The organism is Clostridium lundense DSM 17049 (genome assembly GCF_000619945.1).
GTDB lineage: Bacteria > Bacillota > Clostridia > Clostridiales > Clostridiaceae > Clostridium_AO > Clostridium_AO lundense.
This window is the reverse complement of record NZ_JHVC01000015.1, coordinates 1-26,008: the sequence shown is the minus strand read 5'-3', so window position 1 is coordinate 26,008 and position 26,008 is coordinate 1. Positions and strand designations below refer to the sequence as shown.

The following is a 26,008-nucleotide window of genomic DNA, read 5'->3' as shown; positions in this document are numbered from 1 at the left end:
ATTATAAACTTAGGAGGAAATTTAAAATGAGAATGTATGATTATTTAGTACCAAATGTAAATTTTATGGGAGCAGGTTGCATAAGCCTAGTTGGTGAAAGATGTAAAATATTGGGTGGTAAAAAAGCTCTAATAGTTACAGATAAATTCTTAAGAAATATGGAAGGTGGAGCAGTTGAGTTAACTGCTAAGTATTTAACTGAAGCAGGAATAGAAGTTGCATATTATGATGGAGTAGAACCAAATCCAAAGGATACAAATGTAAAAGAAGGTTTAGAAGTATTTAAAAAAGAAGCTTGTGATATGATTATTACAGTTGGAGGAGGAAGTGCTCACGATTGTGGTAAAGGTATTGGTATTGCTGCAACTCATCAAGGAGACCTTTATGATTATGCAGGAATTGAAACTTTAACAAATGCACTTCCTCCAATAGTTGCAGTAAACACTACAGCTGGAACAGCAAGTGAAGTTACAAGACACTGTGTTATAACTAATACAAAAACAAAGGTTAAGTTTGTTATAGTAAGTTGGAGAAACCTACCTTTAGTATCCTTCAATGATCCAATGTTAATGGTTAAGAAACCAGCTGCTTTAACTGCTGCTACAGGAATGGACGCTTTAACTCATGCTGTTGAAGCTTATGTATCAAAAGATGCTAATCCTGTAACAGATGCGGCTGCAATACAAGCTATAAAATTAATAGCTCAAAACTTAAGACAAGCAGTTGCCCTAGGAGAAAACTTAGTAGCTAGAGAAAACATGGCATATGCTTCATTATTAGCAGGTATGGCATTCAATAATGCTAACTTAGGATATGTACATGCTATGGCTCATCAATTAGGTGGATTATATGATATGCCACACGGAGTAGCTAATGCTATGCTTCTTCCACATGTTGAAAAATACAACTTAATTTCTAATCCACAAAAATTTGCTGATATAGCTGAATTCATGGGAGAAAATATTGATGGATTATCAGTTATGGATGCTGCAGAAAAAGCTATAGATGCTATGTTCAAACTTTCATCAGATATAGGAATTCCAGCAAGCCTAAAGGAAATGGGAGTTAAAGAAGAAGACTTTGAATACATGGCTGAAATGGCACTAAAGGATGGTAATGCATTCAGTAATCCAAGAAAAGGAAATGAAAAAGATATAATTTCAATATTTAAGGCTGCATTTTAATTAAAGTATTATATAAAGTTTACACAAACATTTATTTTAACATAGAAGGGAATACATCATGGAAAACTTTTTAGCAGAAATGTTAGGAACAATGATTCTCATAATTTTAGGCGACGGAGTAGTAGCTAATGTAGTATTGAATAAAACAAAAGCTCAAAATTCAGGATGGATTGTTATTACAACAGGATGGGCTTTAGGAGTTGTTATACCAGTTTTTATATTTGGAACTATTAGTGGAGCTCATTTTAATCCAGCAGTAACACTTGGACTTGCTGTAATAGGAAAATTTTCTTGGGGAAATGTACCTAGTTATCTCATAGCTCAATTTATTGGCGGTTTTTTAGGAGCGGTAATAGTTTGGATATTCTACAGACCTCACTTTGAAGCAACAGAAGATAAAGAGGCAAAACTTGCTGTATTTTGTACAGGGCCAGCAATTAGGGACACAGCTTCAAACTTTATATGTGAAGTAATTGGCACTTTCATTTTGGTCTTTGGAATATTAGGCATTGCAAATACGCCTATGGTTAACGGATTAGCTCCTATAGTTGTAGGAGGAATAGTTTGGGCTGTGGGACTTACTTTAGGGGGAACAACTGGGTATGCAATTAATCCTGCTAGAGATTTAGGACCACGTATAGCACATTATATTTTGCCTATACCTGGAAAAGGGGATTCTGATTGGGGCTATGCATGGATTCCAGTAGTAGCTCCTATAGTTGGAGGAATAATAGCAGCAGTAAGTTATAGCATAATTTTCTAGGATAATTACAGTATATGTTAATATTAAGGCATATTTTAAATTGCATAAAAATTTATTAATAATCTAAAAGGAATCTTCTTGTATATACTTTTCTTAATGAATTAAATTACAAGAAGATTCTTTATGTAATAAATGCTTATTTGTTGTATAATAATGTTATATCATGAAGTTAATGTAATTGAATTTTTTGAATAATTTTAATATAATTTAAGTAGTGCTTTATAAAAAACAATCTACTTGGAGGAGAAAATATTGAATTACACACCTAATTTGCAGAATATTATAGAAATTGAAATGTTCCAGAAAATACAGGATGATATAGCCAACGCTACAGGTTTATCAATTATTACAACAGATTACAAAGGAAAACCTGTAACTAGCCATAGCAGGTGTACTGAGTTTTGTAGCATTATACGTAAAGATAGTAAGCTAAGAGAACTATGTGAGAAATGTGACTCAAGAGGAGGTCTTGAGGCAGTAAGAAAAGGTAAACCATATATATATAAATGCCACATGGGATTAGTAGATTTTGCAGTACCTATTATTGTACAAGGTCAATATTTAGGAGCATTAATGGCGGGACAGGTTTTAACCGAGGAAAGTAAAATTTTAGAGTTAGAGAGTATTACTCAATGTGATACAAATATACAACAGGATAAAGAACTTATGGAAGCATATAAAAGGTTGCAAACTATTCCTTTTGATAAAATTCAATCCATTGCTCAAATGATGTTTCACATCAGTAATTATATTGTAAATGAAAGTGTTTTAAAAATAGTACAAAAGGAACTTAATGAAAAAAATATTGAATATATGGAAGCTAAAAGACAGCAAGTAGAAATTGAAAAAGAGTTAAAATCTGCACAGTTAAAGGCATTATATTCTCAGGTGAATCCTCATTTTTTATTTAATGTTTTAAATAGTATTTCCGCATTGGCTTTAATTGAAGAAGCACCAAAAACACATGAGGTTATTTGTGATTTAGCAAAAATGCTTAGATATATTTTAAAGAAAGTAGATCAAATGGTAAAACTAGAGGACGCAATTAATTATGTAACGGCTTACTTACAGATTCAAAAGGTAAGATTTAGATCCAGATTAGAATTTTATATTGATATAAAAGAAGAATGTAAAAAAGTTGAAATTCCTTTTATGATTATTCAACCATTTGTAGAAAACTCCATAATACATGGATTAGAATTAAAAGAACAAGGCGGAATGATAAAAATAACCGTTTATGAATCCAATAATTCTATAGTAATATGTATAGAAGACAATGGAATAGGAATTAAAAATAGTATGATTGAATTAATAAATTCTGGAAAAGAAGAAGAATATAAAAGAAATACCTCAAGTGGAATAGGGATTATTAATATAAGACAAAGATTGACACATCACTATGGAGACAATTATTATCTTAATATAAATAGTATCATAAATAAGGGCACAGAGGTTAAAATAATTTTACCCAAATAGGGCATATACAGGAGATCTATAATGTATAAAATATTATTAGTAGATGATGAAATTTTAGAAAGAGAAGCACTAAAAATAATGGTGGGAAAATTAAATAATCAAGTGACAATTGTAGGAGAAGCAGAAAATGGCAGAGAGGCAATAGAACTTGATATGAAACTAAATCCAGATATAATATTTATCGATATAAAAATGCCTGGTATAGACGGAATAAAAGCTTCGGAAATTATAAAAAAACAAAATGAAAATAAGGTAATCATTATGCTTACTGCATATGATGATTTTGATTTAATACATAAAGCTTTAACTTTGGGGGTAAACGACTATATTTTAAAACCCATTAAAAGAGAAAAGTTATTAGAGATTTTATCCCTTCAGATTGATAATCTAAAAACTAACAAGAGTAGAATTAAAGAAAAAGAATTATTGTTAATGGATAAAATTATATCTGAAGAAGAAAATGAGGCAAAAGCACTATTAAATAGCATCATAGAAAGCTATACATTAGGAAGTAATGAGGATGTAGAATATTTTAAGCAAAAGATTCAATTGCTTATAGAAAAAATAATTAAAGTAGTTTCTAAATTTAGATTTAGAAATCATAAATGGATAAATGAAGAAGAGTGTTTAATTAAACTTAAATCTTTTAAAGATATGGAATCCATTTGTAATTATGCATATACTGTTCTAACATTAACATTTTTAGAAATACCAGAAATAAATGTGAAAACAAAGAAAGATGATGCTCTAAGATTAAAGTGTTCAAATAAAATATTAGAACCAGCATTGAAATATATTGAAGAAAATTATGGAGAACAAATATTACTAGAAGATGTGGCGAATATTTCAAATCTTAGTCTTTATTACTTTAGCAAATTATTCAAAAAAGAAATGGGAATGAATTTTACAGCTTATGTAACAAAATATAAAATAGAAAAAGCTAAGTCAATGCTTAAAAATACAGATATACCTATTGTAAATATAGCGTCAGATCTTGGATATTACGAGTGTGGTTATTTTACTAAAGTTTTTAAAAAAATAGAAGGAATAACGCCTACAGAATATAGATGTAAGAAGAATTAAGGCAGTAACTTTTGTTAAAGCAAAGATAGATTAGTGATAGTGATTTATAATAGAAAAAATTATATTAAAAGGCCTAGATAAATGGTATATCTAGGCTTTTTTAATTATTGAAAATATGAATTAATAAGTTTTAACTTATAGGATAAATTTAACATGATTATTAATTTTATAAAAATCACATGATATAAGTGTATATAAATTATATTTAGTGGAGGTAACAATATGAGAAAACTTTCAGAAGTAGAAATGCAATCTTTAGCAGCACTATTGAAGATGGAGCAAGATGGATTAATTGTACAAAGAGCAGTAAATACACTGATAACAGATGAAAATTTAAAAAGACAAGGTGAAGCTAGTGTGTTAGCAGCAGAGGGTAGAATAAAAGGATTACAGCAATTTGTTAACGAAAATCAAGTATCAGTTTCAGAGGAGGTACAATAGAATGGCAAATGTAATTGGAAATTTAATTAAAAATAACATTGATATTAATGATGAGGTTATATCTACAAATATGCTGTCTTCTGGAAAAGCTGCAGCTGATGTATATCTCGATGCTACGTTAACAAGCAGTACTCCAGAGTTGAGAGCTATATATTCTGCTAGTTTAAATCAAATAGTTGGAGGACATACCGCTCTTACAGAATTGGCTGTATCTAAAGGTTGGGCTAAACCTTATGATTCACCTATACAACAATTAAATGAGGCTTATAATGAATCAAAAACTGTAATTAAACCAGCTGTAAAATAAAAATAAAGTGTAATAAAAATACTTTAAAAGAGCTCTTAAAAGGGCTCTTTTTTTAGTAAGTAAAAGAAGATTAGCATTATTGGTATTAGAGAAGTTGTGGTAAGTTAGTAGACTATAATCTAAAAATATTATAATAAATATGCTTATAAAAAAACACACAAATAATATAAAGTGAATAGAATAGAGAAGAAAGAACAAAATATTTACTATGTCCCTGTTGTATTGGAGAATTAGGATGAAAAGGTGGGTGCTATATATTATGGCAGGTTTTATAAAAAGTTTAGATTGCTCTAATTTAACTACATTCTCAAAAGATGAAGGGGGTAAAATAAAAATAGATAATTCTAATATAGAAACAAAAGTTAATATTGAACAAGCAAAAAAAATTATAGATGAAAATAAGGAATTAATTATATTTGATATGAGAACAAAAGAAGAGTATAATTCAGGGCATATAAAAAATGCAATTTTAATTCCTTATGATAAAATAAATGAAAATATAAATTTTATTAAACAATATAAAGATAGGGCGGTTTTAGTTTATTGCAGAAGCGGAATGAGAAGTACTATTGGAGTAAAGTCATTAATGGATAATGGTTTTAGTAAAATTTATCATATGTATCAAGGAATATTAATGTGGAGATATGATTTATTTAAATAAGCATGTATAATAGGGAGCTGCTGTGTAACTAAAAACTAAATTTTATAGAAGTTAATTTGCATATTAATATATATAGATAGTAAAGATAAAGGGAGGATACTGTGTTTAAAATATCACAAGTATCCTTATTTGTTTATTAAAATATAAGTTGTATTAATATGTAATAGGTATTGACATAGTTAATTCCAAATGAGAGAATTATTACAAATGATGTTAAGTGAGGTGAATACCTTTGGGAAAAGCGAGAATAGCAGAAATAACAGCATACTTTAATTCAGATATAAATTCTGTTTGGAATGTGGTCACTAATAATAAGGATTATAAATGGCGCAGTGATCTTGATAAAATTGAAATTCTTAGTGATGAAAGGGAATTTATTGAATATACCAATAGTGGTCATGCTACAAAATTTATTATTACTAAAAAGAATGAGTATAGTGAATATGCATTTAATATGGAAAATAAGATGTTTGCTGGTTCTTGGATAGGACAATTTTTTGAAACAAACACTGGTGGAACAAAAATAATCTTTAAGGAAACTATTTTTATTAAAAATCCTATTATTAAAATTTTATCTTATTTCTTTATGGACTTAAAGAAAATTCAAAATACATATATCTCAGATTTAAAAAAGAAGTTAGGTGAGTTATGATAATAGGTTCAAAATAATGTTGTAGTAGTAAGGGGAAAAGAAATCCTACTACTATAACACAAAACTTATTTTAAATTGTGCACCACCATTAGTAATATTTTGTGCAACTATATTTCCGCCATGCTTTTCAATAATACTTTTAGATATGGTTAAACCAAGACCAAAATTTCCATTTTTACCTTTATAAAATCTATCAAATATATTACATATGCTTTCTTCATCAAAACCACAACCATCATCTTCTATTATTATAATTATTTTTGAATCTTCATTTTTTAATATGATATCTATATTTTTTTTGCAATATCTAAGACAATTTCCAAGTATATTTATTATTGCTCTAGTTAGCTTTTCTTGATCCCCTTTGATAACTATACTATTTTTAATAGGTAAAAAATTGATTGCTTTTTTATTTTTTAAGGCAATCCCACTAACTTTTTCTATACTATTTTGTATAACATATTGTATATCTAATTCCTCAAAGTTGAGATGTTCTTTTATAGACTCTATCTTTGATAAATATAATAAGTCTTCAACTAGTTTAGACAACCGATTAGTTTCTTCAATTATAATATCAATTGCTATAGCTTCTGAGTCAACAACACCATACTTTATGCCTTCAGCATATCCTTGTATAGACATTAGAGGAGTACGTAATTCATGGGATGCATTTTGTATAAAAGATTTCACTGTATTATCATAGGTAACTAGCTTTTGTACCATTAAATGCATTGTGTGAGATAGTTCGCCTACTTCATCTTTACTATCACATTGTATAAATTCAGCATCATATTGTCTGTTACCAATTTTTTTTGCATAATTAATTAATTGTGAAATAGGAGAGGATATTTTTTTAGATACATTATTTGATATTAATATAGCAATAACTGCTGTTATAATAAGTATTATTAAAAGCAATATATTTACAGTTTCAATAAATTTACTAGTTTTAATTAAATCACAATATATTATCAAATAATTAACACTATTGGATAGTTTCAATGGAAATACTCTGGCCTGATATTTTTTACCTAAAGCATTAAAATAAAAATCAGAGCTTTTAATTTTTTCTGATTTAAACCATTGTTTTTCACTTATTGATGAAATTAAGGCGTTTTTTATAGAATTATATTCTTCATTTATTTTTTCTTCTGGATATATAAGTTGCTGTTCAGGACCTATTACTAGATATTTAATATCTAAAAAAGATTGTATTTGATCTAAGTCTTCATTTATTTGATTGACATTTAGGTGGTTTGAGTACTTAATCATTGAGTTTTTAATGAGTTGACCAGCTGTTATAAGTGACCTTTTATTTTGCTTATTTATATAAGAATTAAGACATAAATTAAATGAGGCAAAAGTTAAAATAAGGAAAATTATTATTATACTTAGATGTGAAAAAAATATTTTATTCCTTATGGTTGTTTTAGAAATTTTCATAACTAAATCCTTTCTATTTAATTTTTATCTGATATGATAAATCCGAAACCCCACAAAGTTTCTATTTTTAAAGAGGAACCTAGATTTAATAATTTTTTTCTAATTCTTTTTATTACATCATCTGTAGCCCTAGTATCCACATAATTTTTAAAACCCCATACTCTATTGAGAAGTTCTTCTCTGCTTACACCTTTATTTGCATTTTTTGTAAGGTATAAAAGAACATTGAATTCCATAAGTGTTAATTTTAAATCTTGATTATTGCAAGTAGCATATCTACCTTCTGTATAAATAGTAATATCTGCCATATTTATGATATCTAAGGTGCTATGTTTAATATTCTCAAATTGCATACGTCTAAATATACTTTTTACCCTTAATACAAGTTCAACAGGACTAAAGGGCTTTGTCATATAGTCATCACTACCAAGCAATAATCCTGCTATTTTATCAGATTCACTATCCTTAGCTGAGATTATAATAATTGGAACATTACTTTCTTTTCTAATTTCTGAACACAAAGCTAGTCCATCAAGTTTAGGCATCATTATATCTATAATAAGCATATCAGCAGCTCTTTTTTTGAAGGCATCTAGTAGGGTGCTTCCGTTAGAGAAAGTTTCTACATCATAACCTTCCTTTTTTAGAAACATTTTAATAATATCTTGTATTTTTTTTTCATCATCACCAATATATATAAGTTTTGGTTCCATCATATCACTGCCTTTACTTTTTCATATAATTATTTTGAATTATTATATCATAATTTTTAAATGCAGTAATGAAAATCCTTAATTTTTAAGTTATTTTTTATATTATAAAATAAAAAATAATTACATTGGTTTCCACTAATGTAATTATTTCATGCTTATTTGTACATAATAAAATTATGGCCTAAATTCTTTAAATAAACCTATAGCTAGACCAACTATACCAATAGAGCCTATATAATAAAGTGGTTTGTATGGTTTTATATTATTATAGTTATTAGAAGAATTGCTGCTAATATTAGCATTTTTTGAAAAACTCATTTCATCTACAAAGTAATCTGTTTTTGAACTGGAGTTTTCTATATATATTTTAGCCGAGTCAAGATTTTTCCAAGATAAATTCACAATGCCACTGGTTCTGTTCCAATAATTAAAGGCTTTGTCCTCTAATGTAAAGTATTCAGTAGTACCATCGTGTTTTAATTCAATTCTAATATATATCTTTGAAGAATTAATTTCGTTATTTTTTATCTTATTACTTTCTAAATCTTTGTTTTTATTAGCTTTTTTAGTCTGATTTTTGTCTTCTGTATCTTTTTCTTTATTTGAATTTACATTTAATAATTTTTGAAAATCATTCATAATCCATGCACTTACATTATAACTTCCAGGACCTTCTTTTTGTAAAATAGATGTTATATCCTGCATTATACCATCATCTGCGGTTTTTCTATTAGTAACTTTAATAGATTTTAATCCTTCATGTACGTGTGCAGTTTCTTCTTTTATTTGAGAACTTCTATTTGATTTCCAATTATTTAATCCTTTTTCAAAGTTATTATTTTGGAGTAGTTCTTTACTTGTTTGTGTAGGATATATTTCAGAAGATTTGTAAAGTATTATATCAAAATCATCTTTTATAGAATCTTTTCCATTTATAATCCAATTCTTATCTTTTCGTTCATCATATTTTTTCATGGAACTTCTTCCGATACCTGCCAAATAAATTTGTTTGGAATTTTCAATTGTTATTATAGAATCAACATTATCAACAATTGTAAAATATCCATATCCTCCCGTCACAGAAATATTTGAAGAATCTTTTATTTTTAATAGTTGATTTTGTTCCTCAAATTTTATTGCGTATATTGATATATTATTGGAATTCCTTATTTCCATCATATAAGCTTTTTCAGAATTATTAACACCACATTGGTATATGCTTAGAGGATTTTTTATTCCATCAATAAGTACACGTCTGTAATCTCCATGTATGTTTCCGCCTAATTCAGCTCTTACATTGGTATTAACTGCTAAATTGTAAATTTTTCCTCCTGCATTACCTGTAAAAATCACTTCAGGATTTAAATAATAATTATCTTGCTTTTCTTCAACTCCAGCTAATTGAACATCTCTAAATACAGTATTATTTCCTCTTATTCTGAGCATTAATAAATATTTGTTATTTTCAAGTCCTTTTGATTTTGAAGCTTCCTGTCTTAATATTGCAAAATCGGACATAACAATATTAGCTTCTTTGTCATCAACAGTATCAACAATAAAAGTGTTTCTAGACATTTTAAAGGATGGACTCTCATGAATTACAGAAATATTTTTTCCTGCTCCGAATATTTTTGTCCCTTTTTTTAGTGTAATGATATTTTTTGTTTGAAAATGACCTCTAGGTATAAACACTTCTTTTCCAAAGTTAGGATTGCCTATTGTTGTAGTATCATCAATTGCTTTTTGTATGGGCACAGAGTCATCATCATCATTGTTGTACGGTGTTGCACCATAGTCAGTAACAATATTTACTTTGTTTGTATCATCATATGATGGCATTTTTACAGGCCAAATATGTTTTTTTATAAAATCTTCAGCAGGATTTTCATTTAATATAGGATCATAGTATTGAACATCAGAATTAGAGTTTCCTAATTCTTTTCCATCAACATGTATAGATCCATTGTTCTCCTTAGGTACAAAGGCATAATTATTTATCTTTTTCCAATTGTTTTTATCTCCTTGTAATTTTTCAATAGGTGGATTTTTAATACCTGCATCTATAATAGTATTAGATTTTACATAAACATTTTTCATTACTACATACTGATTATAACTTTCTATGGCTTTTCCGTTGTCGCCCTTTACTTCTATGGTACCATCGGTCAAAGTTACATGTGCACGACTTTGTTTTCCACCTACTTTTTCAGTAACACCTCGTTCATCTACATAAATTGCACGATAATTTTCACTTGGCAAATCTGGACTTATAATTTTAAATCCAACTAAGTTTACAGGGGAATTTCTACTATCAAGTATTTTTACTCCGTATTCCTTTTGATCTTCAAGAATAACTCCTGATACAAGAGCCTCAGGAACATATGAATCACTTAAGATACCGATATCTCCTCCAGTAACCTTAACATTTATTACGCTGCCCACTGCCCCAGGGATTTTTCGTATCCCTGCATAAAAAGATTTCCCAGTTACATTAACATCTTGAATAGTACAGTATTGTGCACCATCCATTGAAACAGCACTAACTTTGGGGTTGCTTCCCATATCTATGTCTATTCCTCTAAGGGTTGCTATATAATGTTTTGCTCTGTCGTTGACATCTTGTTCTTTAGCATTGGGGTTATAGTATCTGTATAGTAATAATATATTATTAGAAACATTACTGTTATCTTTTAAAACAATTTTAGGTCTCTGTTCATTTTGAGTTGAACCAACAAGTATGTTTCCAAATTTTCTTTGGCTGTCGAATTTTATACCTTGTTCTTTTTGAAACCAATATGCTGGGTATTGATTTAATACTAATTGTTTTGATATTAAATAAGTTCCTTGTGGAAAATATACAATAAGATTACTGGCATACGCATCATCAATAGCTTTTTGAATAGCATCAGAGTTATCTGTTTTTCCATCTCCTTTAGCATTGTATGGTGATTTTGTAATATCAAGAAATCCATCTTGCCATGGATGGACAGATAAGTTCTGTTTTAATCTTTCGGGGAAATCATTTACTTTGACATTATCATAATACCTCATTGTTGCAGCAAAAGCATTATTTGGTACTGAAAACATATTAATAATAATTAATGCAAATAATATTTTAGATAATACTTTTTTCATTTAAAAACGCCTCCCTTAATTCAATGGTAATTAGTTATCTATTAAACTAATAAATTATATGTTCAGTATAATTTATTAAGTAAGTGAAAATCTCCGTAAAAGTTAGGCAAAATTGTGGCAAATACTATGAAAATATAATGTCAATTAATACGTAAGATCTTAAAAGATATAAAATAATAATTTAGTTGTAATTAATATATTTTGCTTGGTATAATAAAGTAAATAAAATGCATATTTATTTGAATTTACACATTAAAGCAAAGATTAAAACTAATTTTTAATGGGTATATTAATTTAAACTATAAAAAGAAAGAGGTATAAATATGAGCTTTTCATCAAGATCATCAAATGGAAAACATTATAGAAATGGGCATTATGGAAGTAGGCATTATCAAAAAAAAGGTTTTTTGGGTAAATTGTTTGATATTATTACTTCAAGAAGTTGCTCTCATGGTCATTATAATAATTATGGAAATCAATATAATAATGAACCTATGTATAATCAGCCTGTAATGAATCAAAATACTATAATTTGTAGAAGGTGTAACTCTAAGATTCCAGCAGGCTCAAAATTTTGTTTACAATGTGGTGAAAAGGTTAGTGATGTATTGTTTTGTATGAACTGTGGTGAAAAATTACCTCCTAATGCTAAGTTCTGTCTTAAGTGTGGCAACAGAATAAGTAAGTAAGATTATGTGGTTATACAAAAAAATAAAATATGTTGGTAAACAGTTTGGTAGATATACTATTGAAAAACCTATTGGTGAAGGCAAATATGGATTATGCTTTCTTGCAAAGTCAGACCTGGGGCAAATGGTTGCTATAAAGAAATTCAAAAGGAGTCTTTTTAAAAAAAACTCAGAGAAGAATGCATATGAGGCGATTATATTATCGCAGTTAAAGGATAAAAGAATTCCTGAGTTTTTAGGCGTAATAAATGAAAAGGGCTTTTATGGATTTGTTTTGGAATTTAAGAATGGCAGTACTGTAGAAGATATACTTTTTAAATATAAACATAAATTTAATCGGAAAGAATTTTTTAACATAGGAATTAAATTAATTAGAATTATAATGTATCTCCATGAAAATGGTGTTGTTCACAGGGATATCAGAATACCTAATGTTTTGGTGGACAATGGAGAAGTATATCTTATTGATTTTGGTCTAGCAAGATGGGTAGATAATAATCAATATCCTTATAATCTGGATTTTTCTTATTTAGGAGATTTTTTATTATACTTACTGTATTCATCATTCGAAATAAAAGGGAAACATAAAAAAATGCCATGGTATGAGGAATTATTACTGACATTTGAACAAAAAGTGTTTTTAAAAAAGCTTCTTGGTATCAAATTAATGTACGAAGATATACATGACATTGAAGTAGATTTTATAAGGGTTTTCAAAAATTATAATTGTTTTTTAAAATCATAGTTCCAGTATGCTAGAGATTGTTAGCAATGTAATAGACTTTCACACTAAAAGTTTATTACATCTGGACTTTATTTTTACCTGCTTTTTTTGCTATATAAAGTAACTCATCAGCTTTTTTTATGAGCATATCTACATTTTCATATTTATTATAAACTAAACCTATACTTACGGTAACCCTTAGGCCATCTATATCCCAATCTTTATTTTCTAAAGATTGGGATATGTTCTCTATAATTTCTATAGCATTTTCTTTAGTTTTATCCTTTAATAGTATTAGAAATTCTTCTCCTCCAAATCTTGCTACAAAGTCTTTATTAGTTATAAAACAATTACAAATTTGAACAAAATTTACTAATACCTTGTCACCTATGTCATGCCCAAAATTATCATTTATTTTTTTAAAATTATCTAAATCAACCATAGCAAGATATATTGAATCTTTAGCTTCTACCATATGTTTTAGTTTATTATAGGCATAGCTTCTAGTGGAAGCTTTAGTTAAATAATCCTCATTTATAATTTTTTTTAGTTTTAACTCACTTTCTTTTCTAACCTTTACTTCACAACATAATCTATGTACACTTAAACTTAAAAGTATTAAAGCAACTATTGATATGATTAAGGCTAAATTTAAAATTTTATGCTTTTCTGTTTCCAAGGTTCTTTCATTTTCTACAATTGAAAGACGTTCATTACTAAGCTTATTATTTAAATCTATCATATTATTTATATAACTTTGAATACTATTTTCTCTAACATTTGATAAATCCCAAAATTTTTTATAATGTATTTCATTATCTATAGACTTATTACTCTTTTGAGATAATGCTATTAAAGATCCGACGCTCCTTATAGCCCCTATATTATTAGCTGTTTCTTCTGATATATTTAGAGCTTGTTCATAATTTGCTTTAGCTTTTTCAAAAATGTTTTGTCTATCATAATAAAATCCATAAGCAATATGACACTCAATCAGTATATTATTTTTAATATTTTTATTTAACTTAACAGTTTTATCAATACCTATTAAAGCATTTTTGAAATCGCCATTAAGTATTTGAACTATTGATGTATTTAAATATGCAGTTGATTTAATATACATTAAATTCATAGGTTCATTATCAAGTTGATTACTTAACAGTAATAAATCCTTTTCAGCTTTTTTTATATCACCATAACATATATTGTATATGCCTTTGGCAAAATTTATTATATAACCTATCTCCTTATCCTGAATATTTTTATTGTTTAGGTTGTTTAAGAGGTTTAAATATTCATTGACTTTATTAAAATTATTACTTTTGCAATAAAATATGCTAAGCATAGAGTAAGTTAAACCCTGTATATCTTCCTTTGTAAAATTACTATTTGATATAATATCTTTCTTTTTTGCGATATTTAACATCCTATTATAATAAGCTAACGACCTATTACTATTAGGATCCCATATATCTAAAATACTGGCATTTTTAAAAGCATTTAAGATATAGTTATCTGCATTTTTAATTTTGCTATATTCATTCATTGTTTTATCTGAATATATTTTTGATTTTTGTAAATTATTATTTAATATATAATATCTAGTTAGCGCATCATAATATTCTCCTAACATTAAACTATCCCTTGTTTCATTTATACTGTTCAAGATTTCATGTTTAAAATCTATTGTTTTTACATTAATCTTGGAGTATAAATAATCTAGTCTATCATAATGAACTTTATAATTGTTCTTACTATTTATATCATTAATTAGTATAGTTACAAGAATTATTATAGTAGGTACTAAAAAAATTAGTATTATGGTAGTAAATTTTAAATTTTTCTTCATACTGGTTCACCCTTAACGTATTTTTAAAATAATACATCATAGTTTCATAAAAATTTTCCTAAATAATTTTAAGATATGAACTAAATCTATTTTAACAAATTTATATATAATGTTCTATAATTTTGTTTTAAAGGATACAAGGAGAATTATATAATGAAAAAAGAATAGAATATGGAAAAAATAGAAACTTCCAGTTAAGGCACGTTATATTATAGCCATAACTGGAAGCTTGTTGTCTACTAATAGCTAATATTAGCGCTTGGATATAATGTAGTTCCTCCAATTGAAACTTTTATTTCATTTGCTAATGGAACATTATATTCATTAATAATTGGTCTCCACCATTCCCAAGCAAGGCATGTACATTCTCTTGCTAAAATTCTTATATTTTTTGAATTAGGTGGAAGTGGTATTGCTGTAGAGTAATGGGCTGTTTTGTCTTGATAGTTTCCTTCCCAAGTTTTATGGGTTAGTACTTCTTTTCCGTTTTCATCATATGAAAATTCATCCCAGGATACTTCAAATTGAGCAACATATGCACCACTATGGTCAATAAGTATTTTACCTTTAGAATATTCTGTAGATGTAGTTTCAATATAATCTGTTTTGTTATGAACAGCAGCAATTGAGTTATCTTTTAAGAAAACACTTGTATATGAAATTGGATATGCTGGATTTTTAACACTAAATTCTGCATTTCCCTTAATTACATTTCGTATTTCATCAAAATCTTTTGTGATAATCTTATTATGTTCTTTTGAATCTCCGCCTAATACTACAGCAGTAAATGAACTTTCTTCAAAGATATCTTTATACTGTGCATTAGTTTCTGCATTGTTATTATTAAGTAGTGCTTTAAATGCGGCTTGTACATCTTTGCTCTTAGATGACGTTTCCAATTTTACATAAATTGTTCTACCATAAGCCACATTTGATACCATAACAGGTGGAGCTTCATTACTTATTCCTTTACGAGTTAATTCTTTAAAAGTAACACTATCATCAAAAAGATCTGATGGATTGTTAGGTAGCTCTGAACTTACAGTATAGAATATTTGCTTATATGCTGCTATCATCATTTTCTTATCTCCATTTGATACAGCATTAAAGTCAATTCCAAGTGAATTATCAAGAACTTTACAATTAACATTAAGAGCACTTGCTATTTGAGATTTGCTATAAACCATGGATTCGGAATACTGTGTTCTTGCAGGTAAAGTATGTGTTGATGAATATTTTTCATTCCAAGTAGATACTAATTCATCTATTGCTCCAGATACATTACCATATGTAGGATTTTGTACTGTTATTGTATTCTCTTTTTTCATACCTGGTAAATCTATACTAATATTTAAAGGCTTTCTTTTGCACATTAATACATTAGGCCTATTTTCTACGAAATCATCATTTGCAAGTTGCAATGCCCCTGGAAATGTACGATCAGTTACAGAATCAATAATTGAGATATCTACTGGTGATGTTGTAAGGGATTTTTTCTTACGCTCAATCACTACAAATTTTTCATTTGATTTTAAACCTTCTTTTGGAACAAAACTTTCTATGTTATCACCATTTACAGATAAAATCTCATCTTTATTATAGTTTAGGTTTGATATACCTAAATCAATATCCTTAGGGGTGCTTATTACACTAGCTGAATTGGCAGTAGGTGCTTTAGCAAAGCTAATAAAGGGATGAGAAATAACACATAAACTAACCAACAAGCATAGCATTGATTTTGCTCTTTTAAAGTGTTTTACAATTTTTATCATATTTTGCCCTCCTTTTTATGTATGATACCAACTAAATTTGTGAATTTAGTATTATGTAAATTATAACAAAAACCTGCATATAAAACAAACATACCAAGTATTGGGACTTTGGGAAAAATATTGGCAATAAGTTTGAAAAGTGTACTATCATGTAGTGTTTTTACGGTATAATTGGAAACAATTACATTATCAAAATGAGGAGTGGAATAATGGCAAAATAAACATAAAAGGTAGTACATATAGAAGATACAATAGTTTAAGAGTGAGTGTTTCAAAAGAAAATGTCCTAGCCATAGGCCATGATATGATTGGATGTGTAGGTAGTAATTATAATTTTGAACGACATGTAAATCATAAATATTTTGATCTATCCGTAGGAAATTTTTCCGAAGATTATCTAATAGTAGAATATTATTAGTAGTTTAGTAATAATAAAAGGGAAAGAATTTTATCTTTGTGAAAATTCTTTCCTTTTTTAGGCAATAGGATATTGCTAAAATTAGCAATTTCATATGTATCTGATTTAGGAGATGGATTATTTAAGAGAAATATCTACCAAATAATTCATAGAATTAGTCTAGGCTGTCCTCTTTTTCCGTTAGAAGATTAATGTTTTGGGAATTTTCTTGAAGTATAACTTTAATATCTTGAAGTTCTCTTAAAATTTTTTCTAGTAATTCTTCTTGTTTAATACTCATGTAAAAAAAGCACCTCCAAAAATGTTATAATATTAATTATAATTTATATTTTCGAAAAATTATACAGGATATATAAGGTTGTATAGGAATAATATTCATTATATTACCTATATACAAATGACCTAAAATATGATAGCTGAAGTTTAATAAAAGATATACTTATTTTGATTTCATACTTGAACAATTGTAGTTTTTGGTATAAAATTCATTTGGAGACATATTATTAATTAAATATATGCTAGGGGTGCCGTTAGGCTGAGAGTTAAATAATAATATTAAATTATTGTTTATAACCCTTGTACCTGATCTGGATAATGCCAGCGTAGGAAAGCTTCTATTGGTTATTAAATCATATTCAAATCAGGAATATGATTATTTTTTTGATCAATACTAGCTTCCTTAATCAAGATGAGGAGGTTATTGTTATGCAAACTTTAACAGACATTATTAACAACTTTAAATCTATTAATCTTGGAAAGAATATACAAGAGATTCTTTCTAAACCTATATCTATATTAACTATAGCAGGGTTAATTTTAATTCTGCTTGCGCTAATTAAAATAAAAAAGGTGCGACTAAATATTAGAATTATGTCCCAAATAGGTGTAATGCTAGCTTTAGCTACTGTACTTAAGATATGCAGAGTATATCATTTTCCACAGGGAGGAAGTATAACTATAGGAAGTATGGTTCCTATTCTTCTAATGTCACTTTTTTATGGTCCTGAAATAGGATTTTTAACTGGTGGATTATATGGAATAATTACTCTAATTATGGATCCATTTATAGTACATCCTACACAGGTTTTATTTGATTATCCACTACCTTTTTTAGTATTAGGTATTGCAGGATATTTTAGAAACAATAAATTACTAGGATGTGGTATAGCAATATTTATGAGATATATATGTCATGTAATATCTGGAGTTATATTTTTTGGTTCATATGCACCAAAAGGTACATCCCCATTAATGTATTCATTAAGTGTAAATACAAGTATAGTAGGTCCAGATGGAATTATATGTTTAATAATTATAGCTTTATTACCAATAGAAAGATTATATTCATTGGTAAATAGTAGAGAAAGACAAGTTAATATTACAAAGTAACTTTAAGCTTCAGATGGAGTTAATTATAAAAGTATCTACTCCATTTGAAGCTTATTTAAGTACATAGTACCTGTTATGAAAAGCAGAAGAAATTTATACAGTAAAAATCAGGAATGTGAACAGATTTAAGTTATAAAAGTATTGGTGGTTACATATAAGTAAAATTTTTGGTAATTATCATTATTTTGATATTTTCTACAAATATTCGAAAGTTTTTCTCAAAATCTATTGACAATAGAAAATATTGGCTGTAAAATTATAGATAAATTACGTAATCGTTTTCTCGGGGGTTAATGATGAGATCCAAAAAAAGTATATCAATTAAGGAAATTGCTAGATTAAGTGGAGTATCAGTTGCCACCGTGTCTAGAGTTATAAATAACAATGGGAGATTTTCAGAGGAAACTAGAAAAAAAGTAATGGATATAATTAATAAATTTAACTATCAAACTAATATGGTAGCAAAAAGTTTGAGAACAAGTAAATCAAATATTATAGGAGTGATAGTTCCCGATATAACAAATGAATTTTTTGCTGGATTAGTTTTAGCAATTGAAAGTTACTGTTTCCCTAAAGGGTATTCTGTATTTGTATGCAATACTAATGAAGATGATATGAAAGAAAGTGCATATTTTACAGATTTAGCTTCAAAGGGAGTAGATGGATTAATATATATATCTGGTAAAAGAGATAAGATATCAAAAGAAAGTGATTTTTCTAATACACCCATAGTGTGTATAGATAGAAAGCCTGATATTGGTGATGATGTTGTACATATAACTTCTGATAATTATAAAGGAGGAGTTATAGCAACAGAAACACTTATAGAAAAAGGGTGCAGAGATATATTAATACTAAAAGACTATAGAGGATTATCTACTGTAAATATGCGTTATTTAGGATATAAAGATGCACTTAAAAAACACAATATACAGCTTAGAGAAGAACTTATAGCAGATGTTAAGGTTAACTTTGATTCGGCTAGAAATGTAGTAAAAGATTTGATAGAAAAGAAAGTAAGATTTGATGGGATATTTGCCTGTACTGATTGGTTAGCTATGGGAGCTATAGCTGCTTTAAAAGAAAGTAACATCAGTATTCCTGAAAAAGTTAAAGTTATAGGATTTGATAATATATCCATATCTAAATATAGTCATCCGTCAATTTCCACAATAGAGCAAGATAGGAATGAATTAGGGAGGACTGCGGCAAGAGCTTTGCTTAATATTATTGAGCATGGGACTAAAGAAGAAATGAATTTAGTTCTACCAGTAAAGCTGATATTAAGAGAAACTACCTAAATTAAAAGGTAGACTCATAAGTTTTGGGTAATCGATTACTCAAGTTTTCAGATGTCATAATATTATGAAGATAATTTATCTTTCTGATGAATTATTACATAAATATTTTAGGAGGGGAAATCATGAAAAAAATTTCAAAACTTGTAGCACTTGCTCTTAGTGTAGTGGTTACAGGCTCACTATTAGTAGGGTGTGGCAAGACAAGCCCTACAGAAGGAAAGGCTAGCAAAGAAACTAAACAGGAGGAAAAATCAGGAACAGAAGTAGCTATAATTCTTAAAACTTTATCTAATCCTTTCTGGGTATCAATGAAGGAAGGAATTGAAAGAGAAGCAAAGGCTAAAAATATTAAGGTAGATGTTTTTGCTGCAGCTTCAGAAGAAGATGTTCAGGAACAACTTAAATTGCTTGAAAACTTGACAAACAAGAATTATAAAGCTATAGGTGTAGCACCTCTTTCACCTGTTAACTTAATTCCTGCCATAGCACAGGCAAACAAAAAAGGAATATATGTAGTTAATATTGATGAAAAAGTTGATATGAAAGAACTTAAGAGTGCAGGTGGTAGTGTAGTATCATTTATAACTACTGACAATGTAAAGGTTGGAGAAAAAGGAGCAAAATTTATAACTGATAAATTAGGAGCTGCTGGAGGAGACGTAGCTATAATTGAAGGAAAAGCAGGAAATGCTTCTGGAGAAGCTAGAAAAGCAGGAGCTAAAAAAGCTTTTGAATCAACAAAAGGTATAAAATTAGTAGCTAGCCAGCCAGCAGATTGGGATAGATCAAAGGCTTTAGATGTAGCTACAAATATGTTGCAAAGATATCCTAATATAAAAGCATTTTATTGTGCAAATGATACAATGGCACTTGGTGTAGTACAAGCTGTTGAAAATGCGGGCAAAAAAGACAAAATAGTTGTAGTTGGTACTGATGGTGCTCCAGAAGCAATTCAGTCTGTAAAGGATGGAAAATTAGGAGCAACTGTAGCTCAGGATCCAGCTCAAATAGGTGTTGCAAGCTTAAATGAATTATTAAAAGCTATAAAAGATAAACCAGAAATGTCACCAGATAAGGAACCAACAGTTTTATCTGTAGATTCAAATTTAATAGCTAAATAATATAAATAATAAATAAGGATAGGTCTTGATGTATTATCAAGGCCTATCCCCAAATAAATAACCGGGCGTCCGGATAAATAGGAAGAGGATAGTATATGGATCTTTTAGTTGAAATGAAAAATATAACAAAAAAGTTTTCAGGAGTAACTGCTTTAAATAACATGAATTTTCAGCTAGCACCTGGAGAAGTTCATGTGCTTTTAGGGGAAAATGGAGCAGGAAAATCTACTTTGATGAAAATATTAAGTGGAGTATATGAGCCAACTGAAGGAACTATTGTTTTAGGTGATAAAGAGTATTCAAGCCTTACTCCAAAGGATTCAAAGGAAAATGGAATAAGCATTATTTATCAGGAATTAAGCGTAATAGATGATTTATCAATAGAAGAAAATATTTTTGTTGGTAAATTACCAGAAAAAAAGGTGTTTGGTGTATCAGTAGTAGATTATAAATATATAAGAGAAAAAACAGAAGAACTTCTAAAAAGAGTTGGACTAAATAGAGATCCTGCTACTCCAGTGGAAGAACTAAGTATTTCTGAAAAACAACAAGTTGAAATTGCAAAAGCATTAGCACAGAATGCAAAAGTATTAATTATGGATGAGCCTACATCTTCTCTTACTATTGAAGAAACAAATAATTTATTTAAAATAATTGAGGCATTAAAAAAAGAGAAAGTAGGTATCGTATATATTTCTCATAAGTTAAAGGAAATTGTAGAAATAGGAGATAAGGTTACTATTTTAAAAGATGGTAATTATGTTGGAACAAGAGATGCAAAAAATGTAACAGAAGAAGAGTTGGTTACAATGATGGTTGGTCGTGAGTTAAAATCAAAATATTTAAATAATGATAAAAGTTATCAAGGAACTAATGAAGTTATCTTTGAAGTTAATAATTTAACTAGAAGAGATAATAGAGTAAAAGATGTAAGTTTTAAATTGTATAAAGGAGAAATTCTAGGATTTGCAGGACTAATTGGAGCAGGCAGAAGTGAGCTTATGAATGCTATTTTTAGAGCAGAAGCTGTATCTTCTGGGGAGATGTACTTGTTTGGTAAGAAATTAGATATTAAAGAGCCTTATGATGCTATTAAGGCTGGCATAGGTCTAATAACTGAAAATAGAAGAGAAACGGGATTTTTTAAAAATTTTAGTATAAAAGAAAATATATCCATAGTTCCTTTTTTAAAAACATCTAAAGCAAAGGGAACTTGGGGATTAACAAGTATAGAAAAAGAAAAAAAATATTCATTAGAACAAAAAGAATATTTAAATATAAAGTGCTCCTCTATAGAACAAAACATTGCTGAATTGTCTGGAGGAAATCAACAAAAGGTAATTATAGGTAAATGGTTAGCAGCAGAGTCAAATTTAATAATATTTGATGAGCCAACTAAAGGAATAGATGTTGGAGCTAAAAGTGAAATATATTCAATAATGCGAAAGCTAGCTGAAAATGGAAAAGGAGTTCTTATGGTATCATCAGAATTACCAGAGCTACTTTCAGTATGTGACCGAATAGCGGTATTTAAAGATGGAAGAATAAAAACTATTTTTACTAGTGAGGAAGCAACAGAAGAAAAAATTCTTCTAGCTGCTACTTCTGAAAATTAGATGTAAAAAGGAGTAGTATATATGAAAAAAGATTTTAGTAGTATGTGGCAGAAATATGGGACATTAGGAATATTTGTTTTAATTACAGCTTTATTAGGCACATTATCACCAGATTATTTTTTAACGCCTAATAATCTTGTTCAAGTAGCATTGCAAAGTTCAATAACTATACTAATTGCTTGCGGAGAATTCTTTGCAATATTGATAGCTGGAATAGACCTATCTGTAGGTTCTATTATAGCATTGACAGGAATGATAACAGCAAAAATGATGATAAGTGGTACTCCGGTAATAATAGCTGTTTTAGTTGGAGGAATTCTTTGTGGAGCATTACTTGGAGCAATTAATGGTTCTTTAGTAAATGGAACAGGACTTCATCCATTTATAATTACATTGGGTACCCAAGCTATATACAGAGGTATCACTTTAATTATTTCAAATGCCAGACCAGTATTTGGTTTCCCCAAATCTTTTACTAGCGGATTGGCAGGATGGTGCTGGAAAATACCTATTCCAGTAATTATAGCCTTACTAGTAGCACTTATATTGACTTTTATAACAACTAAGACAAAGTTAGGAAGAAATATATATGCGTTAGGAGGAAATAGTCAATCCGCATGGTTTTCTGGAATAAATATTAAATTGCATACTTTAATAGTATTTATAATTTCAGGTGTTTGTTCAGGAATTGCAGGAGTAGTAATGACAGCTAGACTAGGAGCAGCAGAGCCACTAGCAGGTGTAGGTTTTGAAACCTTTGCTATAGCTTCAGCAATAATAGGTGGAACAAGCTTCTTTGGAGGAAAAGGAAAGATATTTGGAGTTGTAATGGGAGGATTAATCATAGGAGTTATAAACAATGGATTAAACATATTAAATGTTGCAACTTATTATCAACAAATTGTAATGGGAGCATTAATAATTGGTGCTGTATCTTTAGATAAATTATTTAGTAAAAAGAAGGGATGATATTAGATGAAATATGGTTTTGCGCCTTCTCTAATGTGTATGAATATATTAAAATTAGAAGAACAAATAAAAATATTAAATAAAAAAGCAGATTTTTATCATGTAGATATAATGGATGGGCATTATGTAAAAAACATAACTTTATCCCCATTTTTTATACAACAAATAAGGCCTTTGGCAACGATTCCAATAGATGCACATTTAATGGTAGAAAATCCAAATGATTTTCTAGATGAATTGAAAAAGGCTGGAACAGACTATGTATCACTACATGTTGAAACTATAAATAAAGATGTTTTTAGAATTACTAACAAAATAAAATCACTAGGGATGAAGGTAGGAGTTGTTTTGAATCCTGCTACTCCTATAGATGAAATAAAACATTATATAAATAGACTTGATAAGATAACAGTTATGACTGTAGATCCAGGATTTGCAGGACAAGCTTTTATACCAGAAATGTTAGATAAGATAAGAGAGCTAAAAGAAATTAAAGAAAAAGAAGGATATAAATATATAATAGAAATTGATGGCTCATGTAATGAAAAAACATTTGCACAGTTAAAAGAAGCAGGAGCAGAAGTATTTGTAGTAGGTTCATCAGGGTTATTTAATAAAGATGAAGATTTAGAAAAAGCTTGGGAAATGATGATGTCTGATTTTAACTATTCACTTTCTTATAAAGAGTAGGAAAAAATTGGAATAAGGTGATTGATATGCAGAATAATTTTGTAGTTGGAGTGGATATTGGAGGGACTAATTTTAGAATTGGATTAGTGAGTGAGGAAGGAAACTTGTGTAGTTATATAATTCAAAGTAGTTCCATATTAAATAAAACAGGCAATTCTCTAATTAGTCTTAAAGAATATTTATTAGAATACATTAAGAAAAATTTATCAGGAGAATTAAAAGCTATAAGTATTGGATTACCATCAACTATTAGTAAGGATAAGAAAAAAGTTTATTCGACCCCTAATTTACCAGGCTTCAATAATGTAAATGTAGTAGATTATTTATATAATGAAATTAAAGTACCTATATTTTTAAACAAGGATGTAAATTGTTTGTTAAAGTGGGACATGATAGACAAAGGTATTAGTAAAGAAGGAGTAACTTTAGGTTTTTATATAGGGACCGGATTTGGTAATTCCATATGCATAAATGGTGAGTTTTTAAGTGGGAAAAATGGTGTTGCTGGAGAGTTAGGCCATATTCCAGTATTAAATTGTAATGATATTTGTGGATGTGGAAACAAGGGATGTATAGAATTATATGCATCTGGAAAGACACTAAGAAGAATAAAAGAAGATAACTTTAAAGATACAAATATAAGTGAATTATTTGTGAGACATAAGGATAGTGAAGTCCTAAAAGAGTTTATAGAAAAAATTTCTATTCCTATTGCTACAGAAATCAATATATTTGATCCAGACAATATTATAATTGGCGGTGGGGTAGTAAATATGAAGGGGTTCCCAAAACCATTTTTAGAAGAGTGTGTATATAAACACTCAAGAAAGCCTTTTCCAGCAGAAGGTTTAAAATTTATATATTCTTCTCAAACTCAGGAATCAGGAGTATTGGGAGCAGCTTTTAAGGCTATGGAAGAATTAAATCAAAATCAGGAAGGAAGTTTTAATAGTGATAGCTATAGGTAGTGATCATGCAGCATTTGCTTTAAAAAAAGAAATAGAAAAATATTTAGAAGAAAAAGGATTAGAATATAAAGACTATGGATGTTTCAGTGAAGAGAGAACTGATTATCCAATATATGGTGAGTTAGTTGGAAAAGCTGTTGCTAGTGGAGAATGCGAAAAAGGAATTTTACTTTGTGGTACTGGGGTTGGTATATCTTTAGCTGCTAATAAGGTAAGAGGAGTTAGAGCGGTAGTATGTAGTGACTGCTATACTGCAAAGTTGTCCAAGGAACATAATAATACAAATATATTAGCTATGGGTTCAAGAGTTGTAGGTGTAGATTTAGCTAAAATGATATTAGATACATGGCTAGGTGCAACTTTCCAAGGTGAAAGACATCAAAGAAGAATAGACATGATACATGAAATAGAAAATAGAAATATAAATTTTTAAAAATAATTAACTTCTAAATTTAAAAAACGACTTCTGTCTAAAAGGCTGAAGTCGTTTTTTAAAAGTAAATATCAAAGAGTAAGAGAGTGTGAAAGTTTTTCTGTAAATAGCTTTCTATGATAATTATTTTATAGGCATGGAGGTCATGGTAAAACTCCATGCCTTAATTACAATATAATTAACAATGAATTGCATGTCAAGAACACCCTAG

At 28.5% G+C, this 26,008-nt stretch carries 25 protein-coding genes and 1 riboswitch; of the genes, 19 read left to right on the top strand and 6 right to left on the bottom strand.

Translation table 11 applies throughout. The annotated features are described in order from the left end of the window. Positions 1-26 precede the first annotated feature (26 nt). From dhaT to T514_RS0116060, 8 genes are all read left to right on the top strand, one after another. Positions 27-1,184: a 1,3-propanediol dehydrogenase gene (gene dhaT, locus T514_RS0116095; protein WP_034869421.1), complete on the top strand. Its 1,158-nt coding sequence runs from the start codon at positions 27-29 to the stop codon at positions 1,182-1,184. 58 nt (positions 1,185-1,242) lie between these two features. Beyond that, on the top strand, positions 1,243-1,947 hold the full coding sequence (locus T514_RS0116090; RefSeq protein WP_027625702.1) for an MIP/aquaporin family protein: 705 nt from the start codon (positions 1,243-1,245) through the stop codon (positions 1,945-1,947). Between the two features lie 252 nt (positions 1,948-2,199). Then, the gene (locus tag T514_RS0116085) at positions 2,200-3,423 is read left to right on the top strand and encodes a sensor histidine kinase (RefSeq protein WP_027625701.1); all 1,224 of its coding nucleotides are present in this window, start codon (positions 2,200-2,202) and stop codon (positions 3,421-3,423) included. A gap of 21 nt (positions 3,424-3,444) precedes the next feature. Continuing rightward, on the top strand, positions 3,445-4,506 hold the full coding sequence (locus tag T514_RS27375; RefSeq protein ID WP_027625700.1) for a response regulator transcription factor: 1,062 nt from the start codon (positions 3,445-3,447) through the stop codon (positions 4,504-4,506). 222 nt (positions 4,507-4,728) lie between these two features. After that, the gene (locus T514_RS0116075; RefSeq protein ID WP_027625699.1) at positions 4,729-4,947 is read left to right on the top strand and encodes a hypothetical protein; all 219 of its coding nucleotides are present in this window, start codon (positions 4,729-4,731) and stop codon (positions 4,945-4,947) included. Position 4,948: 1 nt separating this feature from the next. Further along, positions 4,949-5,254, top strand: a complete 306-nt coding sequence (locus T514_RS0116070; protein WP_027625698.1) for a spore coat protein — start codon at positions 4,949-4,951, stop codon at positions 5,252-5,254. A gap of 259 nt (positions 5,255-5,513) precedes the next feature. Next, positions 5,514-5,915 (top strand): rhodanese-like domain-containing protein, encoded by a 402-nt coding sequence (locus tag T514_RS0116065; protein WP_169735827.1) that lies wholly within the window; start codon positions 5,514-5,516, stop codon positions 5,913-5,915. A gap of 232 nt (positions 5,916-6,147) precedes the next feature. Beyond that, complete coding sequence (locus tag T514_RS0116060; protein ID WP_027625696.1) at positions 6,148-6,567, top strand: hypothetical protein; 420 nt, start codon at positions 6,148-6,150, stop codon at positions 6,565-6,567. A 51-nt stretch (positions 6,568-6,618) separates the two neighbouring features. On the opposite strand, the gene T514_RS0116055 is transcribed toward T514_RS0116060, so the two are convergent. The 3 genes from T514_RS0116055 to T514_RS0116045 all read right to left on the bottom strand — a co-directional run bounded on the left by T514_RS0116055 (position 6,619) and on the right by T514_RS0116045 (position 11,858). Then, positions 6,619-7,839 carry a HAMP domain-containing sensor histidine kinase gene (locus T514_RS0116055; protein ID WP_027625695.1) on the bottom strand — a complete coding sequence of 407 codons (1,221 nt, stop codon included), beginning with the start codon at positions 7,837-7,839 and terminating at the stop codon, positions 6,619-6,621. Between the two features lie 188 nt (positions 7,840-8,027). Continuing rightward, on the bottom strand, positions 8,028-8,723 hold the full coding sequence (locus tag T514_RS0116050; RefSeq protein ID WP_034869417.1) for a response regulator transcription factor: 696 nt from the start codon (positions 8,721-8,723) through the stop codon (positions 8,028-8,030). A gap of 174 nt (positions 8,724-8,897) precedes the next feature. Continuing rightward, on the bottom strand, positions 8,898-11,858 hold the full coding sequence (locus tag T514_RS0116045) for a glycosyl hydrolase family 28-related protein (protein WP_027625693.1): 2,961 nt from the start codon (positions 11,856-11,858) through the stop codon (positions 8,898-8,900). Between the two features lie 323 nt (positions 11,859-12,181). Here T514_RS0116045 and T514_RS0116040 point away from each other — a divergent pair, with 323 nt between their 5' ends. Together T514_RS0116040 and T514_RS0116035 are read left to right on the top strand one after the other, a co-directional pair. Further along, positions 12,182-12,547, top strand: coding sequence for a zinc ribbon domain-containing protein (locus T514_RS0116040; protein ID WP_027625692.1), 366 nt, complete (start codon positions 12,182-12,184; stop codon positions 12,545-12,547). 4 nt (positions 12,548-12,551) lie between these two features. Then, positions 12,552-13,292: a protein kinase family protein gene (locus tag T514_RS0116035; protein WP_027625691.1), complete on the top strand. Its 741-nt coding sequence runs from the start codon at positions 12,552-12,554 to the stop codon at positions 13,290-13,292. A gap of 55 nt (positions 13,293-13,347) precedes the next feature. Here the strand turns inward: T514_RS0116035 and T514_RS0116030 are convergent, their stop codons facing one another. Together T514_RS0116030 and T514_RS0116025 are read right to left on the bottom strand one after the other, a co-directional pair. Next, positions 13,348-15,120: a tetratricopeptide repeat-containing diguanylate cyclase gene (locus tag T514_RS0116030; protein WP_027625690.1), complete on the bottom strand. Its 1,773-nt coding sequence runs from the start codon at positions 15,118-15,120 to the stop codon at positions 13,348-13,350. Between the two features lie 239 nt (positions 15,121-15,359). Continuing rightward, a complete protein-coding gene (locus tag T514_RS0116025) occupies positions 15,360-16,892 on the bottom strand; it encodes a thiol-activated cytolysin family protein (protein ID WP_156939969.1) in 1,533 nt (510 codons plus the stop codon). A gap of 154 nt (positions 16,893-17,046) precedes the next feature. Between T514_RS0116025 and T514_RS0116020 the strand changes: the two genes are divergently transcribed. Beyond that, positions 17,047-17,310, top strand: coding sequence for a hypothetical protein (locus tag T514_RS0116020; RefSeq protein ID WP_027625688.1), 264 nt, complete (start codon positions 17,047-17,049; stop codon positions 17,308-17,310). Between the two features lie 154 nt (positions 17,311-17,464). Here the strand turns inward: T514_RS0116020 and T514_RS27585 are convergent, their stop codons facing one another. After that, entirely contained in the window at positions 17,465-17,590 is a 126-nt protein-coding gene (locus T514_RS27585; protein WP_278246533.1) for a hypothetical protein, read from the bottom strand. Positions 17,591-17,820: 230 nt separating this feature from the next. After that, positions 17,821-17,936: riboswitch (TPP riboswitch) on the top strand. 79 nt (positions 17,937-18,015) lie between these two features. Between T514_RS27585 and thiT the strand changes: the two genes are divergently transcribed. The 8 genes from thiT to rpiB all read left to right on the top strand — a co-directional run bounded on the left by thiT (position 18,016) and on the right by rpiB (position 25,797). Continuing rightward, complete coding sequence (thiT, locus tag T514_RS0116010) at positions 18,016-18,699, top strand: energy-coupled thiamine transporter ThiT (RefSeq protein ID WP_051542082.1); 684 nt, start codon at positions 18,016-18,018, stop codon at positions 18,697-18,699. Between the two features lie 296 nt (positions 18,700-18,995). Further along, entirely contained in the window at positions 18,996-20,000 is a 1,005-nt protein-coding gene (locus tag T514_RS0116005) for a LacI family DNA-binding transcriptional regulator (protein ID WP_027625686.1), read from the top strand. A 122-nt stretch (positions 20,001-20,122) separates the two neighbouring features. After that, on the top strand, positions 20,123-21,121 hold the full coding sequence (alsB, locus tag T514_RS0116000) for a D-allose transporter substrate-binding protein (RefSeq protein ID WP_027625685.1): 999 nt from the start codon (positions 20,123-20,125) through the stop codon (positions 21,119-21,121). 95 nt (positions 21,122-21,216) lie between these two features. After that, complete coding sequence (locus tag T514_RS0115995; RefSeq protein ID WP_027625684.1) at positions 21,217-22,737, top strand: sugar ABC transporter ATP-binding protein; 1,521 nt, start codon at positions 21,217-21,219, stop codon at positions 22,735-22,737. Positions 22,738-22,758: 21 nt separating this feature from the next. Further along, on the top strand, positions 22,759-23,706 hold the full coding sequence (alsC, locus tag T514_RS0115990) for a D-allose ABC transporter permease (RefSeq protein ID WP_027625683.1): 948 nt from the start codon (positions 22,759-22,761) through the stop codon (positions 23,704-23,706). Positions 23,707-23,712: 6 nt separating this feature from the next. Next, a complete protein-coding gene (gene alsE / locus T514_RS0115985) occupies positions 23,713-24,396 on the top strand; it encodes a D-allulose 6-phosphate 3-epimerase (protein ID WP_027625682.1) in 684 nt (227 codons plus the stop codon). Positions 24,397-24,422: 26 nt separating this feature from the next. After that, on the top strand, positions 24,423-25,364 hold the full coding sequence (gene alsK / locus T514_RS24770) for an allose kinase (protein WP_051542081.1): 942 nt from the start codon (positions 24,423-24,425) through the stop codon (positions 25,362-25,364). Beyond that, positions 25,345-25,797: a ribose 5-phosphate isomerase B gene (rpiB, locus tag T514_RS0115975; protein ID WP_027625681.1), complete on the top strand. Its 453-nt coding sequence runs from the start codon at positions 25,345-25,347 to the stop codon at positions 25,795-25,797. Before alsK ends, rpiB begins: the two co-directional genes overlap by 20 nt. Positions 25,798-26,008 lie beyond the last annotated feature (211 nt).

Excerpts from the sequence above, each read along its gene's own strand:
- T514_RS0116045 (WP_027625693.1), bottom strand. The coding sequence starts at position 11,858 with ATGAAAAAAGTATTATCTAAAATATTATTTGCATTAATTATTATTAAT.
- T514_RS0116090 (WP_027625702.1), top strand. The coding sequence starts at position 1,243 with ATGGAAAACTTTTTAGCAGAAATGTTAGGAACAATGATTCTCATAATT.
- alsE (WP_027625682.1), top strand. The coding sequence starts at position 23,713 with ATGAAATATGGTTTTGCGCCTTCTCTAATGTGTATGAATATATTAAAA.
- T514_RS0115995 (WP_027625684.1), top strand. The coding sequence starts at position 21,217 with ATGGATCTTTTAGTTGAAATGAAAAATATAACAAAAAAGTTTTCAGGA.
- T514_RS27585 (WP_278246533.1), bottom strand. The coding sequence starts at position 17,590 with ATGAGTATTAAACAAGAAGAATTACTAGAAAAAATTTTAAGAGAACTT.
- T514_RS0116035 (WP_027625691.1), top strand. The coding sequence starts at position 12,552 with ATGTGGTTATACAAAAAAATAAAATATGTTGGTAAACAGTTTGGTAGA.
- T514_RS0116025 (WP_156939969.1), bottom strand. The coding sequence starts at position 16,892 with ATGATAAAAATTGTAAAACACTTTAAAAGAGCAAAATCAATGCTATGC.
- T514_RS0116050 (WP_034869417.1), bottom strand. The coding sequence starts at position 8,723 with ATGGAACCAAAACTTATATATATTGGTGATGATGAAAAAAAAATACAA.
- alsC (WP_027625683.1), top strand. The coding sequence starts at position 22,759 with ATGAAAAAAGATTTTAGTAGTATGTGGCAGAAATATGGGACATTAGGA.
- T514_RS0116075 (WP_027625699.1), top strand. The coding sequence starts at position 4,729 with ATGAGAAAACTTTCAGAAGTAGAAATGCAATCTTTAGCAGCACTATTG.
- T514_RS0116065 (WP_169735827.1), top strand. The coding sequence starts at position 5,514 with ATGGCAGGTTTTATAAAAAGTTTAGATTGCTCTAATTTAACTACATTC.
- T514_RS0116030 (WP_027625690.1), bottom strand. The coding sequence starts at position 15,120 with ATGAAGAAAAATTTAAAATTTACTACCATAATACTAATTTTTTTAGTA.
- alsB (WP_027625685.1), top strand. The coding sequence starts at position 20,123 with ATGAAAAAAATTTCAAAACTTGTAGCACTTGCTCTTAGTGTAGTGGTT.
- T514_RS27375 (WP_027625700.1), top strand. The coding sequence starts at position 3,445 with ATGTATAAAATATTATTAGTAGATGATGAAATTTTAGAAAGAGAAGCA.
- T514_RS0116055 (WP_027625695.1), bottom strand. The coding sequence starts at position 7,839 with ATGATTAAGTACTCAAACCACCTAAATGTCAATCAAATAAATGAAGAC.
- T514_RS0116070 (WP_027625698.1), top strand. The coding sequence starts at position 4,949 with ATGGCAAATGTAATTGGAAATTTAATTAAAAATAACATTGATATTAAT.
- thiT (WP_051542082.1), top strand. The coding sequence starts at position 18,016 with ATGCAAACTTTAACAGACATTATTAACAACTTTAAATCTATTAATCTT.
- dhaT (WP_034869421.1), top strand. The coding sequence starts at position 27 with ATGAGAATGTATGATTATTTAGTACCAAATGTAAATTTTATGGGAGCA.
- T514_RS0116040 (WP_027625692.1), top strand. The coding sequence starts at position 12,182 with ATGAGCTTTTCATCAAGATCATCAAATGGAAAACATTATAGAAATGGG.
- alsK (WP_051542081.1), top strand. The coding sequence starts at position 24,423 with ATGCAGAATAATTTTGTAGTTGGAGTGGATATTGGAGGGACTAATTTT.
- T514_RS0116005 (WP_027625686.1), top strand. The coding sequence starts at position 18,996 with ATGAGATCCAAAAAAAGTATATCAATTAAGGAAATTGCTAGATTAAGT.